Source organism: Ruminococcus sp. AF17-1AC (genome assembly GCF_003461385.1).
GTDB classification, from domain to species: domain Bacteria; phylum Bacillota; class Clostridia; order Oscillospirales; family Ruminococcaceae; genus Hominimerdicola; species Hominimerdicola aceti.
Window position 1 is genome coordinate 201309 of sequence record NZ_QTWZ01000002.1, and the last position, 14327, is coordinate 215635.

At 44.9% G+C, this 14327-nt stretch carries 18 protein-coding genes, 1 tRNA gene and 1 other annotated feature; of the genes, 17 read left to right on the plus strand and 2 right to left on the minus strand.

The window, feature by feature from the left end:
- Nucleotides 1-5 precede the first annotated feature (5 nt).
- Nucleotides 6-1232: a PLP-dependent transferase gene (locus DWW81_RS02690; RefSeq protein ID WP_117897166.1), complete on the minus strand. Its 1227-nt coding sequence runs from the start codon at nt 1230-1232 to the stop codon at nt 6-8.
- Nucleotides 1233-1528: 296 nt separating this feature from the next.
- Between DWW81_RS02690 and DWW81_RS02695 the strand changes: the two genes are divergently transcribed.
- Together DWW81_RS02695 and DWW81_RS02700 are read left to right on the plus strand one after the other, a co-directional pair.
- A complete protein-coding gene (locus DWW81_RS02695; protein WP_117897165.1) occupies nt 1529-1981 on the plus strand; it encodes an Rrf2 family transcriptional regulator in 453 nt (150 codons plus the stop codon).
- A 71-nt stretch (nt 1982-2052) separates the two neighbouring features.
- Nucleotides 2053-2952 carry an FAD-dependent oxidoreductase gene (locus tag DWW81_RS02700; protein WP_117897164.1) on the plus strand — a complete coding sequence of 300 codons (900 nt, stop codon included), beginning with the start codon at nt 2053-2055 and terminating at the stop codon, nt 2950-2952.
- A 280-nt stretch (nt 2953-3232) separates the two neighbouring features.
- Here the strand turns inward: DWW81_RS02700 and DWW81_RS02705 are convergent, their stop codons facing one another.
- Nucleotides 3233-4138 (minus strand): LysR family transcriptional regulator, encoded by a 906-nt coding sequence (locus DWW81_RS02705; RefSeq protein ID WP_117876924.1) that lies wholly within the window; start codon nt 4136-4138, stop codon nt 3233-3235.
- Between the two features lie 275 nt (nt 4139-4413).
- Between DWW81_RS02705 and DWW81_RS02710 the strand changes: the two genes are divergently transcribed.
- From DWW81_RS02710 to DWW81_RS02780, 15 genes are all read left to right on the plus strand, one after another.
- A complete protein-coding gene (locus DWW81_RS02710) occupies nt 4414-5109 on the plus strand; it encodes a F0F1 ATP synthase subunit A (RefSeq protein ID WP_022288191.1) in 696 nt (231 codons plus the stop codon).
- A gap of 27 nt (nt 5110-5136) precedes the next feature.
- Nucleotides 5137-5355 carry an ATP synthase F0 subunit C gene (atpE, locus tag DWW81_RS02715; RefSeq protein ID WP_022288192.1) on the plus strand — a complete coding sequence of 73 codons (219 nt, stop codon included), beginning with the start codon at nt 5137-5139 and terminating at the stop codon, nt 5353-5355.
- Nucleotides 5356-5402: 47 nt separating this feature from the next.
- Nucleotides 5403-5621 (plus strand): ATP synthase F0 subunit C, encoded by a 219-nt coding sequence (atpE, locus tag DWW81_RS02720; protein ID WP_022288193.1) that lies wholly within the window; start codon nt 5403-5405, stop codon nt 5619-5621.
- 34 nt (nt 5622-5655) lie between these two features.
- Nucleotides 5656-6141 carry a F0F1 ATP synthase subunit B gene (gene atpF, locus DWW81_RS02725; protein WP_117897163.1) on the plus strand — a complete coding sequence of 162 codons (486 nt, stop codon included), beginning with the start codon at nt 5656-5658 and terminating at the stop codon, nt 6139-6141.
- Nucleotides 6138-6644 (plus strand): ATP synthase F1 subunit delta, encoded by a 507-nt coding sequence (atpH, locus tag DWW81_RS02730; RefSeq protein WP_117897162.1) that lies wholly within the window; start codon nt 6138-6140, stop codon nt 6642-6644. The genes atpF and atpH overlap by 4 nt, the downstream gene beginning before the upstream one ends.
- On the plus strand, nt 6641-8155 hold the full coding sequence (gene atpA, locus DWW81_RS02735; RefSeq protein WP_337399820.1) for a F0F1 ATP synthase subunit alpha: 1515 nt from the start codon (nt 6641-6643) through the stop codon (nt 8153-8155). Before atpH ends, atpA begins: the two co-directional genes overlap by 4 nt.
- A gap of 29 nt (nt 8156-8184) precedes the next feature.
- Nucleotides 8185-9069, plus strand: a complete 885-nt coding sequence (gene atpG, locus DWW81_RS02740; RefSeq protein WP_038672510.1) for an ATP synthase F1 subunit gamma — start codon at nt 8185-8187, stop codon at nt 9067-9069.
- Nucleotides 9070-9097: 28 nt separating this feature from the next.
- Nucleotides 9098-10492, plus strand: a complete 1395-nt coding sequence (gene atpD / locus DWW81_RS02745) for a F0F1 ATP synthase subunit beta (RefSeq protein ID WP_022288198.1) — start codon at nt 9098-9100, stop codon at nt 10490-10492.
- Between the two features lie 27 nt (nt 10493-10519).
- A complete protein-coding gene (locus tag DWW81_RS02750; RefSeq protein ID WP_117865184.1) occupies nt 10520-10945 on the plus strand; it encodes a F0F1 ATP synthase subunit epsilon in 426 nt (141 codons plus the stop codon).
- Nucleotides 10946-11052: 107 nt separating this feature from the next.
- Nucleotides 11053-11610, plus strand: coding sequence for a sigma-70 family RNA polymerase sigma factor (locus DWW81_RS02755; RefSeq protein ID WP_181982650.1), 558 nt, complete (start codon nt 11053-11055; stop codon nt 11608-11610).
- Nucleotides 11597-12040, plus strand: coding sequence for a hypothetical protein (locus tag DWW81_RS02760; protein ID WP_117897160.1), 444 nt, complete (start codon nt 11597-11599; stop codon nt 12038-12040). Before DWW81_RS02755 ends, DWW81_RS02760 begins: the two co-directional genes overlap by 14 nt.
- 69 nt (nt 12041-12109) lie before the next feature.
- Nucleotides 12110-12243: a sequence feature (ribosomal protein L10 leader region), on the plus strand.
- A 41-nt stretch (nt 12244-12284) separates the two neighbouring features.
- Nucleotides 12285-12794 (plus strand): 50S ribosomal protein L10, encoded by a 510-nt coding sequence (gene rplJ, locus DWW81_RS02765; protein ID WP_022288200.1) that lies wholly within the window; start codon nt 12285-12287, stop codon nt 12792-12794.
- 66 nt (nt 12795-12860) lie between these two features.
- Nucleotides 12861-13232, plus strand: coding sequence for a 50S ribosomal protein L7/L12 (gene rplL, locus DWW81_RS02770; protein WP_117891382.1), 372 nt, complete (start codon nt 12861-12863; stop codon nt 13230-13232).
- Nucleotides 13233-13569: 337 nt separating this feature from the next.
- A tRNA-Leu gene (locus tag DWW81_RS02775) sits at nt 13570-13653 on the plus strand.
- Between the two features lie 431 nt (nt 13654-14084).
- On the plus strand, nt 14085-14327 hold a 243-nt coding region (locus tag DWW81_RS02780), incomplete at its 3' end, for a DUF4314 domain-containing protein (RefSeq protein ID WP_117945372.1).

Here is a 14327-nt window from a genome sequence, read left to right on the forward strand (position 1 = left end):
TCCTCCTAAAGTTTTTCTATAGACTGTTTAAAGTCCTCGATCAGATCCGATGCGTCCTCAATTCCGACGCTTATCCTGATTGTGTCGCCGAACACGCCTGCGTTTGTCTTCTGCTCCTCGCTTCCGTGAGCGTAGATCGTACTTGCAGGGTGTATAACGAGTGTTCGTGTATCTCCGATATTAGTTGCGTTTGTTGCAAGCTTCAAACCGTTTATAAGCTTGAAGGCTCTTTCCTTCGAGCCTGCCCTTATGGTGAGTATAGCACCGCCCTTGCCGCCAAGTTCTTCCTGACAAAGGTCATAGAACGGGCTGGCTTTCAGTGCAGGATAGTTTACATCTATGCCCTCACAGCTTTCAAAAAACTCCGCAAGCTTCAAAGCGTTGTGACAACATCGCTCCATTCTAAGACCCAGTGTTTCAAGTCCCACGCTGTTCATAAATGCGTTCATTGGAGCAAGACAGCCGCCAACGTTTCTCCATATGCCGTTTCTCAGCTTTGCGATATAAGCAAACTTCCCGAATTTCTTATATTCTGCCAGACCCTTGAATTTGTCATAATCCCATTTGAAGTTTCCGCTGTCGATTATAACGCCGCTTATGGAATTTCCACCGCCGTTTATATACTTTGATGTGGAATGTACCACGATATCAGCACCGTAGTCAAATGGATTTATAAGATAAGGCGTAGCCGTTGTGCTGTCAAGTATAAACACTGCACCATTTTCATGGGCAAGGTCAGCCACCGACTTTATATCAACTATTTCAAGATTAGGGTTTCCGATAAGCTCGGCAAAGACCGCTTTGGTCTTACTATTTATAATAGGGGCTATCTCCTCTTTTGTAACGTGCTTTACGAACTTGGTTTTGATACCGAATGCCGCAAGGTCACCGAAAAGGTCGATAGTGCCGCCGAAAAGACCTGCGCCGCATATTATCTCGTCCCCTGCTTCAAGAATGTTCAGAAGCGACATTGTAACAGCCGCCATGCCTGATGAACAAGCCACTGCGCCAACACCTTTTTCAAGTGTATTCATTCGGTTCTCAAAAGCCGCCACTGTCGGGTTGCTTATTCTTGTATAAGCATATCCCGGTGCTTTATTATTGAATACTTTTTCAAGCTGCTCAGCCGACTCCTGCGCAAAGGCACTCACCTGATATATCGGAGTGAGCGTTGAGCCTGTTGTTTTCTCAGGTCCAAATCCGCCATGGAGCAATTTTGTATTGAATTTCAAAGGAAACGCCCCCTGTTTTCTTATTATATAGCTATCACCGCAAGCCTGTCAAGGTGCGATGTTCTCTGTTACTGTAGATATTATACAACATAAATCATATAAAGTCAATAGGATTACTATAGATTTAACATTTCTTTTAAAATATGCCCTTATTTTTATGAAAACTCTTGACAGTTTGCTCAAAAAAGTATAAAATATATTATGTTGATAGGATTACTATGAATAGCAAAGTTAGTATCAAAAACATGAAAAAGCATTAGAACAGATCGTATTTGTTTGCTCAGGGAGGTGCAGAAATGAAAATTTCAACAAAAGTAGAATGTGGCATAATTGCCATTGCAGACATTGCAATGAACTCAGAAAACGGCGAAACAGTAACAGTATACAGCGTGGCAGAAAGACGTGGACTTTCAGGAAAATATCTTGAGCAGGTGCTTACTTCTCTGAGGCAGGCAAGGCTCATAAAAGGCATAAAAGGCTCTAGGGGCGGATATATACTCAACAAAAAGCCGGAGAAGATAACACTCAAAGAAATAATCGACGCCCTCGACCCATCGGTGCTTGGAAGCGATGTTGCGGTAGTAAATGACGAAAACACAGAATTTGCACAGGTACTTGACGATTTTATATGGCTGAGATTAGAGAACAAGTTGAAAAGCTACACTGAGTCTATCACCCTCAGACAGCTTGTTGACTTCTATAATAAAGAGTCAGCAGAGAACGTTTCAGAGCCTATGTATTATATCTGATTGACAAAAGTCGGTTTTCATTTTATAATTAGGGACAGAGAGTGTATACTATATATAAAGGATGTGTTTTTATGTATGACGTTATAATAATAGGCAGTGGTCCTGCGGGGCTTACTGCAGCGATATATGCAGGCAGAGCAATGCTTTCCGCACTGGTGTGCGAAAAGGACTACATGGGTACAGGTCAGATATCTGTTACAGACAGAGTTGAGAACTACCCTGGTCTTTATGGCATAAACGGCTATGACCTTGGAGAAAAGTTCAGAGAGCAGGCTGAAACTCTTGGTGCTGAGTTTTACGAGGGTGAGGCTGAGAGCTTTGAGAAAACAGCCGAGGGCTGGAAGGTCATATTCAAGGACGGCTCTGTAAAAGAAGGAAAAACGGTTATTTACACCGCAGGCACTTCATATCGTCATCTTGACGTGGCAGGCGGTGAGAAACAGCGCATTTCTTACTGCGCAGTGTGCGACGGCTTCTTCTATAAGGATAAAGTTGTGGCTGTTGTGGGCGGAGGAGATACTGCACTTGGTGACGCACTTTATCTTTCAAAGCTTGCAAAAACTGTTTACCTTATCCACAGACGTGACGAGTTCAGAGCAAACAAAGCTTTGCAGAAAAAGGTCGCTGAAACAGACAATATCGTGCCTGTTATGAACGCAGTTATAAAAGAGGTAACAGGGGGCGAAAATGCAGAGGGCATTACCTATACGCAAAACGACGAGGAAAAGAACATTGCCGTGGACGGAGTGTTCTGCGCAATCGGAAGCGTGCCGAATACACAAGCTTTAGAGGGCGTTTGCGAGCTTGACGAAAGCGGATATGTGAAAGCTGGCGAGGACGGGATCACCACTGCAAAGGGTCTTTTTGTGGCAGGAGATGTCCGTACTACACCTCTCAGGCAGGTAATAACAGCAGCGGCAGACGGTGCAAACGCACTTTCTTCTGCGGAAAAATATATAATGGAGCTGTAAAAAGCAAAACAAAGCGGTGTCGGAGCGTAAAACTCTGCACCGCTTTTTCTATATCCTTATACAAAGTAACCCCTGCAAAGGGCGACAGCGATTTTGCGGCAGTAGAAACTGCAGGTATAAATGTAGGGGCTGGCGCCCTCGACAGCCCGCTCTGAGGGCGGCAAGGTTTGGTTTTATCACGAATTTGTGTAGACGTGCCGTATAGTGTTTGAAACAATGTGCCAAACGTTGTGTGTAAACCGCAAAAAAAGGACGCTGTCACCAACGCCCCAAATTGCACTTATGCCTCCACGCTCTCCTTTTCAAGCAGGCTGTCTATAAACCTCTGAACAGGCTCCGGAGTTTCATACTGGGAAGCCGTTACCGCACATATGCTCCTGGGCGGTATCTGCTCTTTTGTGTTCACCCTGAAGATGTTCCCTGCCTCTATCTCCGCCTTGGTGGTCGCATACTGCATGAAGCCTATGCCAAGATTGTTCTTTACCATCGGCATTACAAAGTTTATGGACGTAAGCTCAATATCAGGTCTTAACAGCAGGTTGTGCTGTCTGAATATATGGTCAAGATAGTTTCGGGTGGTGGTGGTGTTTTTAAGACAGATAAGCGGATATTTCACAAGCTCATGCAGGGATATCTCCTTGTCTTTAAGATAGGAAAAGCCATTTCCTGCGGCAACGATGTCCTGAAGCTTCTTTATCACATTTATGTTAAGCCCCGTTTTGTCTGCAAACGGCGAGGTAACTACAGCCACGTCTATTAGATTTGCCCTCAACGCTTCTATAGCGTCAGGGGTGGACATACTGTCTATCTTTATCTGTATCTTCGGGTGTTCTCTGTGAAACTCTACTATTCGGTCGATAAGAAAGCTTTGCAGTGCCACCTCGCTTCCTCCAAGCCTTACTATCGCCCTGTCACGCTCGCTTATCAGCGCAAGCTCCTCCTCTGCCGAGAATATATGCTTGCAGGCTATGGATATATGCTTAAAGAGCATCTCTCCGCCCGTTGTCAGCTCTACACCCTTTTTTGACCGCACAAAAAGCTTGCACCCAAGCTCGTCCTCAAGATTTTTTACGCATCGGCTTATGCTCGGCTGCGACAAAAACAGATAGTTTGCCGCCATTGTTATGTTCTGGAACTTTGCCACATAATAGAATATCTTATAATGCTCGAAATTTATCTCTCTCATAAACCGTTCCTCTCCTCTCTATCCATACACTATGAGTATGTTTACAATAGAAAATATCTATTTGACATATGCTTATGATTGTATTATAATATATTCGTAGACAAAAAGCAAGTCTTACATCACTGCGCCCATAGGGGGACGCATACAAAAAATAGTTTTATCATGATAAAATCAATGACGATTGCATTCGACCGCTGGGGGTGAACGGTAAGGACCTTATTGTACCCTTATGAGGCTGGCATTCTTATTGGTTTTATTTTTTTGGAGGTGATAAAATGCTGGAGAGGATTTCCGAAAATCTTTCCGAGGCTATGCAAAACAAAGTAGCTTTCAGGATACCGATTTTCGGAGGCATACCCGTTCCTGTGTCCTGCGTGGTAACATGGATAATAATGGCGATACTTGTGATAGCTTCAATACTTCTCACAAGAAACCTTAAACTTATCCCTGACAGGAAACAGATGATGCTTGAATCATTCGTAGGCTTTCTCAGAGATTTCTTCAGAGAACAGCTCGGAGAAAAGGGTATGGCGTATTTTCCGTTCCTTGCAACTGTCATTATCTACATAGGCTTTGCGAACATCATCGGTCTGCTGGGCTTTACACCGCCTACAAAAGACTTGAATGTTACCGCAGGACTTGCGATCATGAGCATTGTGCTTGTGGAGGTTGCAGGAATAAGAGCAAAAGGAACAAAGGGCTGGCTGAAAAGCTTTGCCAAACCTGTGGCGATAATCGCTCCGCTGAATGTAATGGAGCTTGTTATCAGACCGCTGTCGCTTTGTATGCGACTTTTTGGAAACGTGCTTGCGTCTTATATCATCATGGAGCTTATCGACGCCGTTTGCCCGATAGTGATACCGCTGGCATTCTCGGCATACTTTGATATTTTCGACGGCTTCATTCAGGCATATGTTTTCGTGTTCCTCACGTCCCTGTTCATAAATGAAGCAATAGAGGACGACGACTAAGATAACAGAAATTCGGAGGTATGATCTATGTTAGTAGCAATCGGTGCGGCTGTAGCCGTTATTACAGGAATAGGAGCAGGTATCGGAATAGGTATCGCAACAGGAAAAGCAACAGAGTCTATCGCAAGACAGCCTGAGGCTAAAAAGGATATAAGAAGCTCACTGCTTCTCGGCTGCGCACTTGCAGAGGCAACAGCTATCTACGGCCTTATCGTAGCTATCCTTATCATCTTCTTCCTGAAGTAAGAGAATAAGCGTAGAAAAGTAAAAGAATAAAAACGGAGGTATATATCATGTTAGTAGCAATTGGTGCGGCTGTAGCCGTTATTACAGGAATAGGCGCAGGCATCGGAATAGGTCTTGCAACAGGAAAGGCAACAGAGTCTATCGCAAGACAGCCTGAAGCAAAAAAGGATATAAGAAGCTCACTGCTTCTCGGCTGCGCACTTGCAGAGGCGACCGCTATTTATGGTCTTATCGTAGCTATCCTTATCATCTTCTTCCTGAAGTAATAAAACAAAACATCTTTATGAAAGGAGCATAGCTATGATAAGTCTTGATATAAGTTTGGTATGGGTAATAATAAATCTGCTGGTACTGTATCTGCTCCTTAAAAAGTTTCTTTTCAAGCCCGTGTGCAAAATGATGGACGAGAGGTCTGCAAAGATACAAAGCGACCTTGACGGTGCGGCACAGGCTAAGGCGGACGCTGAAAAAATGAAAGCTGACTATGAAGCTGAGATAGCCGACGCACACAGTCAGGCTGTTGAGATAACAAACAAGGCTAAAGCACAGGCAGGCAGAGAATGCGACCTTATGCTTGAAAATGCAAGAGCCGAGTCTGCTAAGATAATGAAAGAAGCTGAAAAGTCCATTGCAAACGAAAAGGAAAAGGCTATGGACGACGCAAAATACCAGATCGCAGACCTTGCTATACTGGCGGCTGCTAAGGTCATTAAGAAAAATGTGGGAGGCGACTCCGACAGAGAAACTGTTGATGAATTTCTCTCCGAGGTAGGTGCTGCCAAATGATCTTTTATCCCGAGGAAGTCTGCGGCAGAGTGCTTTTTGAGCTTTCGCCAAAGGCTGAGAGCGTAAAGGCTTCAAGAGAGCTTTTTGAAAGCTGTGACGAGCTTAAGGACGCTCTTGCAAGCCCTGCTGTGGAAATAAAGGAAAAGGAGAAAGTTATAGACAGGCTTTTTCCACAAGATATGAGAAACTTTCTCAAGGTCATGTGTCAGTGGGGTCACATGGATAACATCATGGACATTTTTGACGCATACGATGAGGAAGTCCTCAAAAGCAAAAATATACTTAAAGCTGAGCTTTACTGCGTCTGCCCGCCTGAAAAGGCACAGACGGATAAAATAAAAGAAACGCTGAAAAAGAAATACGGCGTGAGCGATGTTCTGCTGGAAGTGAATACCGACGAAGCCCTCATGGGCGGCTATCGTCTTGAAGTGAACGGGGTCGAGTATGACAAGAGCGTTCAGGGTATGATAAAAGCTTTGCAGAACAGGATATCAGGGAGGTGAACGGCTTGGCAGGTTCAAGCAGAAGCGATATTATCTCGGTGCTTAAAAGTGAGATAGCTGACTTTGAGGCGAAAACTCAGGTCAACGAAACAGGCAGGATAATATCCATAAATGACGGTATCGTAAATATTTACGGTCTTAATCATGCAATGTATGGTGAGCTTGTTGAATTTGAAACAGGCGTTAAAGGAATAGTTCAGAATGTGGAGAGAAAAACTCTCGGCTGCGTTCTTCTTGGCTCTGACCATGGTCTTACGGAAGGTTCAAAGGTAGTCAGAACAAAGAAAAGGGCAGGCGTCGGCGTTGGCGAAAAGCTTCTGGGCAGAGTTGTTGACGCTCTGGGCGCTCCTATCGACGGCATGGGCGAGATAGAGTATGACGATTATTACCCTATCGAACGTGAAGCCGCAGGCGTTTGCGACAGAAAGTCTGTTACAGTGCCGCTGGAAACAGGTATACTTTCTATCGACTCGATGTTCCCTATCGGCAGAGGTCAGCGTGAGCTTATCATAGGCGACCGTCAGACAGGTAAAACTTCCATTGCTCTTGATACCATTCTTAACCAAAAGGGCAAGGATATGATATGCGTATATGTGGCTATCGGACAAAAAGCTTCCACAGTCGCAAAGTTCGTTGAGGATCTTAAAAAGCACGGTGCCATGGATTACACCATAGTTGTAACGGCTATGGCCAGCGACCTTGCGCCATTGCAGTACATATGCCCATACGCAGGCACAGCAATGGCTGAATATTTCATGGATAAGGGCAAGGACGTTCTTATAGTATACGATGACCTTTCAAAGCACGCAGTTGCATACAGAGCAATGAGCCTGCTTCTGAAACGTTCTCCGGGACGTGAGGCTTACCCTGGAGATGTATTCTATCTTCATTCAAGACTTCTGGAGCGTTCATGCAGACTTGACGACGCTCACGGCGGCGGCTCTATCACTGCCCTGCCTATAATCGAAACACAGGCGGGCGACGTTTCCGCATATATCCCTACAAACGTTATTTCTATCACAGACGGACAGATCTTCCTTGAAACAGAGCTGTTCTTCTCAGGCGTAAGACCTGCTGTAAACGTTGGTCTTTCAGTATCCCGTGTAGGCGGTGCGGCACAGACCAAGATAGTAAAGAAAGTATCAGGTAATCTGCGTATCGACCTTGCGCAGTTCAGAGAAATGGAAGTGTTCACACAGTTCAGCTCTGAGCTTGATAAGACAACGCAGGAGCTTCTCGACCATGGTCACAGGCTCGTTGAGATACTTAAACAGCCGCTTTATCACCCTTATTCAATGCACGAGGAGGTAATTATCCTCTGTTGCGCACAGCACAAGCTTTTGCTTGACGTGCCTGTTAAGGAGATAAGAAAATTCACTCTGGATATGCTTTCCTACTTTGAGGCAAATCACAGCGATATCATTGCCGAGATAAACGACAAAAAGGTCATGACAGACGAGCTTGACGCAAAGATAGTTGCTGCCGCAAAGGAATTTAAGCAGGGCAGATAAAGGCTCTGCACCGAAAGGAGGCATAAGGCATGGCAGGAATGAGAGAGATAAGAGAAAGGATCGCAAGCGTAAGCGAGATCATGAAGATCACAAACGCTATGTACCTTATCTCTTCCTCAAATCTGAAAAAAGCCAAGAAAAGGCTTGAAAACACCGAGCCTTACTTTGAAAAGCTCCAATCTACCATTCACCACATACTGCTCCACACACCTGAGTTCGAGCACAAGTATTTCGACCAGCGTGAGGAGAAAAAGCCTGAGGACAAAATGATAGGCTACATAGTGGTAACAGCCGACAAGGGTCTGGCAGGAGCTTATAACCACAACGTTTTAAAGCTTGCAGAGCAGGAAATGGCTAAGCACAAGAACACCTGCCTTTTCGTTGTGGGACAGATCGGAAGACATTATTTTTCAAGAAAGAACGTGACCATCGACGCTGAGTTCCTTTACACGGCTCAAAATCCTACCCTTTACAGGGCGAGGGCGATCGCCGAAACTGTCACAGATCTTTTTGAGAGAAAATATCTTGACGAGGTTTATGTTATTTACACCAAGATGATAAATTCCATGGATATGGAGCCTGAGATGCTCAAGCTTTTTCCGCTGGAGCGTGAGGACTTTGAACACCCTCTGCAAAAGCAGGATCACGATATCGTGACGTTCAGACCAAGTCCTGAAAAGGTAATGGATCATCTTGTGCCGAACTACATGAAAGGTCTTATATTCGGCGTTTTGGTAGAGGCGTTCTCTAGTGAGCAGAATGCCAGAATGACCGCCATGAGCGGTGCTACCACAAGTGCTTCGGAGATGATAAAGGAGCTGTCGTTGCAGTATAACCGAGCAAGACAGGCGGCTATCACACAGGAGATAACCGAGATCGTCAGCGGAGCAAATGCTCAAAAGGACGAGAGTTAAGGCTTTCGGGAAAGGTGTTGAGATTAAAATGGAAAAAGGAAAGATCGTTGAAATAATGGGACCTGTCGTTGACGTTGAATTTGAAAACGGCAAGCTTCCTATGATAAAGGACGCTCTTACTGTACAGCTTGACGGCAAGACAAAGGTCATGGAAGTGGCTCAGCAGCTTGGCAACAACACTGTCAGAGCTATCATGCTTGCTTCAAGCGACGGACTTGAAAAGGATATGGAGGTCACTGCCACAGGCGCTTGCATAAAAGTTCCTGTAGGCGACGCTACCCTTGGAAGAATGTTCAATGTCCTTGGTGAGAGCATTGACGGCGGCGAGCCTGTCAAGGCTGACGACTACTGGGAGATACACAGAGAGCCGCCAAAATTTGAAGATCAGAAGCCTGCAACAGAGATCCTTGAAACAGGCATAAAGGTAATAGACCTTCTTGCTCCATATGCAAAGGGCGGTAAAATAGGTCTGTTCGGCGGTGCAGGCGTTGGTAAAACTGTGCTTATTCAGGAGCTTATCACAAACGTTGCCACAGAGCATGGCGGATATTCTATCTTCACAGGCGTTGGAGAGCGTTCAAGAGAGGGCAATGACCTATGGCACGAAATGACAGACTCAGGCGTTATCAAAAAGACAGCCCTAGTGTTCGGTCAGATGAACGAGCCACCAGGATCAAGAATGAGAGTTGCTCAGACAGGACTTACAATGGCTGAGTATTTCAGAGATAAGGAACATCAGGACGTACTGCTTTTCATAGACAACATATTCAGATTCGTTCAGGCAGGCTCTGAGGTATCTGCACTGCTTGGCAGAATGCCGTCAGCCGTTGGTTATCAGCCTACCCTTGCGAACGAAATGGGCGCTTTGCAGGAGCGTATCGCCTCAACAAAGCAAGGCTCTATCACATCTGTACAGGCTGTATATGTCCCTGCGGACGACCTGACAGACCCGGCACCTGCTATCACGTTCTCACATCTTGACGCAACAACGGTGCTGTCAAGAAAGATAGTTGAGCAGGGCATCTATCCTGCCGTTGACCCACTGGAGTCAACTTCAAGAATACTTGAGCCTGACGTAGTAGGTCAGGAGCATTATGAGGTCGCAAGAAAGACGCAGGAGCTTTTGCAGAAATACAAGGAGCTTCAGGATATCATTTCTATCCTGGGCATGGAGGAGCTTGACGACGCCGACAAGACGGCTGTTTACAGAGCAAGAAAGATACAGAAATTCCTTTCACAGCCTTTCCATGTTGCAGAGAACTTCACAGGCATAGAGGGCAAATACGTTCCGCTTAAAGAAACTATCAGAGGCTTCAAGAAGATAATCGACGGCGAAATGGACGAATATCCAGAGGCTGCATTCCTTAACGCAGGCACTATCGACGATGTTATCGAAAAGGCTAAACAGCTTGAAAACGAGTGATGACCCTCACCGAAAGGAGAAGCTGAAATGGTAAAGACATTCAAGCTTGAAATACTTGCCAGCGACCACGTTTTCTATTCGGGAGAATGTGACGAGCTTATATTCCCGGGTCAGGACGGCTCTTTCGGAATACTGCCTAATCATCAGCCCATGATAACCTGTCTTAATGCAGGCGAGCTGCGTTTCAGGACGGGGGATCAGTGGCACTATGCAGTGGTAAGCGACGGTTTTGTGGAGATAATGCCGTCATATGTGACGCTTCTTGCAGACACTGTGGAACGCCCTGAGGAGATAGACGAAAAGCGTGCGGAAGCCGCTAAGGAGAGAGCTGAGGAGAAGCTCAGGCAGAAGCAGAGCATTTCAGAATATTATCACACGCAGGCGGCTCTTAACAAGGCTGTGGCAAGGCTTAAAATATCAAGCAAGTATACAAAGCATAAGATAAATATTTAATACAAAGGCTCTCCGCTCACACGGGGAGCTTTTTCGTGTTTGTGTGTTACCTTTTTCAAAAATGCGTGTATATATTAGTGAAAGCCAAAAGACAGGAGGTGGAAAGCTTGAACGAAAAACATCTGATAACAAAGCTGAAAAAGAGATCCCAGAAAGCTCTGGATCAGCTTATAAGCTCCTATTCGGCTTATGTGTATACCATAGCGAGAAACATTCTGGGAGGTGCGTTCACTGCAGAGGACGCAGAGGAGATAACATCAGATGTGTTTTTCCGTATCTGGCAGACCGCCGACAGTCTTGATGAGAGCCGCAGCATTTCACCGTATCTTGCAGCCTGCACACGAAACTGTGCTATAAACAAGCTCAGGTCAAAGGGCAAGGATATGCAGTGCGGCGAGCTTATGGAGGATATCTTATCCTGCGGCAGCATTGAAAATGATATGGAAAACGCCGAGAAGCTTGAACTGATATCCGACGGTCTTGAACGGCTTTCAAAGCAGGACAAAGAGATCTTTATAAGATTTTACTATTACGGAGAAAGGCTTGCCGCCATAAGCGGAAAAATGGGCATTACAGAAAACGCCTGCAAAACAAGACTTTCACGCACGAGAAAAAAGCTTAGAGAATATCTGGCAGAAAGGGGCTATAAAAATGAAAAAAAATGATAACTGGTCGCAGAGCTTTGCACCGCTCAATACGGCAGAATGTGACCCCGTCCGCATTGCAGGCTCTGTCAGAGAAAAGATAAACGCAGAGAAGGGCAGGAACATAACGATGAAAACAAACAAAAAAAGAATGAAGCCGCTTGTTATCGCAGCAGCAGTTGCAGCCACCGCCGCAGTTTCTATGGTATCAGTAAACGCCGCCACAGACGGACAGCTTGTTGAGAAGATAAGTCTATTCATAAATGGCAAAGAGCAGGATATCGACAACTCAAATATCAAGAAAGGCGTTGACGAGAACGGCGATCAGTATTATGAATTTCACGTCAATGAGGACACGGACAGCGAGGTATCTGTGGAGCTTAGGGGAGATGTTTACGACGCTGATGATAACGGCATTCAGCATAAGATGGATGTTGACGAGGCTGAATAACGCCAGTTCATAAAAAATTTACATTAGAAATGTAGCAGGCTCTTGACAAAATGTCAGGGGTCTGTTATAATATTAGAGCATTCGTATCTAAAGACAGTTGGCAGCAGGAAACTGCAGAAGTCCAGCCGAGGAAAGGAATAGCAAAGTAATTATGACTTTGTATCTCTTTTGTCTTGCGACGAAAGGGATTTTTCTTTTGTTAGTTTACGGTTTGCGTAAATTAGTTCAAAGAGGTGAAATTGAAATGCCAAGCGAAAAGACATTGTCCGCTAAGAAGGAAAGAGTTGCACAGCTCGTTGAAATGCTCAAGAACTCTGCTGCAGGCGTACTCGTTGATTACAAGGGTATCACTGTTGAAGAGGATACAAAGCTCAGAAAAGAGCTGAGAGAGGCTGGCGTAAGTTATTTCGTTGAGAAGAACACTATCCTGAGATTTGCTCTTAAGGAAGCTGGTCTTGACGGTATCACAAACGTACTCGAGGGTACAACAGCTATCGCTATCTCTAACGACGACCAGACAGCTCCTGCAAGAATACTCGGTAAGTTTGCTGAGGACTGCAAGGACGAAAAGTTCTTCCTCAAGGCTGGTTACATTGGTGAGGACGTTTACGACGAGGCAGGCGTTAAGGCTCTCTCGAAGATCCCTTCAAGAGAAACACTGCTCGCACAGCTGGTTGGTTCCCTTCAGGGTCCTATCCAGAAGCTTGCCGCAACACTTCAGGCTGTTGTGGACAAGGACAACGAGGCTGCATAATTTATATGCCGCTTAACGAATGGGCTTTGACCCGAAAAATTATTTAATAAAAAGGAGATTTTTATCATGGCTTCAGAGAAGATTATGAATTTTGTAGAAGAGATCAAGAAACTTTCCGTTCTCGAGCTTTCAGAGCTTGTTGACGCTATCCAGGAAGAATTCGGTGTAACAGCTGCTGTTGCTGCTGCTCCAGCTGCCGGTGCTGCTGGCGCTGCTGCTGAGGAGAAGACAGAGTTCGACGTAGTTCTGACTTCATTCGGCGATGCTAAGATGGCTGTTATCAAGGCTGTTAAGGAGATCACAGGTCTTGGTCTTAAGGAGTCTAAGGAACTCGTTGAGAGTGCTCCTAAGGCTATCAAGGAAGGTGTTTCAAAGGCTGACGCTGAGGAGATCAAGACAAAGCTTGAGGCTGCTGGCGCTTCTGTTGAGCTCAAGTAATCCTGAGTTTGCACAAATAATTAAAGGACTTCGTAATGAAGTCCTTTTTTTGTTGAGAAAATTCATAATGAGTGAAACTGTTTTGTATAGGTGGAACAGCTCAATTTCTGCTTTGCTTTAGAATATCTAGCCTAACAGAACTGTTATACTGCCTGACTGATTTGTCAATAGCGGAGTTTGAATATATATAAATAAGTATGTGGTATGTATATTTATAAATAGTCGAATTTTTTTGAAAAAAAGCCTTGACAATAGAAAAAATAAATGCTATAATAATTAAGCTGAATGACACGGAACACAAACAAAACGAAAGAGTTCAGCGAAAAGAATAGCAAATGCGGCAGTGCTGGAATTGGCAGACAGGCACGTTTGAGGGGCGTGTGTCCTTGACGTACGGGTTCAAGTCCCGTTTGCCGCACCATATTGGTGAGACTAAATGGATGCTCACCCTTAAAAGCTCGTATTTACGGGCTTTTTTCATGCTTTTCAGCTGAAAAATTCAAGGTAAAAACCATGGATGCTTTTTCATGATTTTCACCGACCGGAAGGGTTCGAACCCTCGACAAATGAATATTGTCAAATAAAACGGCAAGCTTTGAGCAGATTTCGCTCCCGGCTTGCCGTTTTTTTATAAAAAAACATTCACAAAGTTTAGAAGGCTGTTTTGTCAAATATCACGAAATGCGATAAACGACAAAGCGGTCTTTTTTTATTTCAAAGGAGGCTTGATAACAAATATACTATAAAAAGGGAATCTAAAACGACTGGAGGTGATCAAGTAAAAAATGAACAGCAGTCAGACCGAGGACATGACCAAAGACCCGATATGGGAATGACGATGTGAGGTGTTATATGATTTACAACGAAAAGAAGGTAGAAATGCTCAGGCAGAGATATCCCGAAGGAACTCGGATATGCCTTGACAGTATGGATAACGATCCCCGTCCGATTCCACCAGGTACTAAAGGCATAGTTCAATTTGTGGACGATGCGGGTACTCTGCACTGTAAATTTGATAACGGAAGAACGCTTGGGGTTATCCCCGATGTGGATAAGTTCCATAAAATCGCTCAGGAACAGAGTCAGATTGATAAG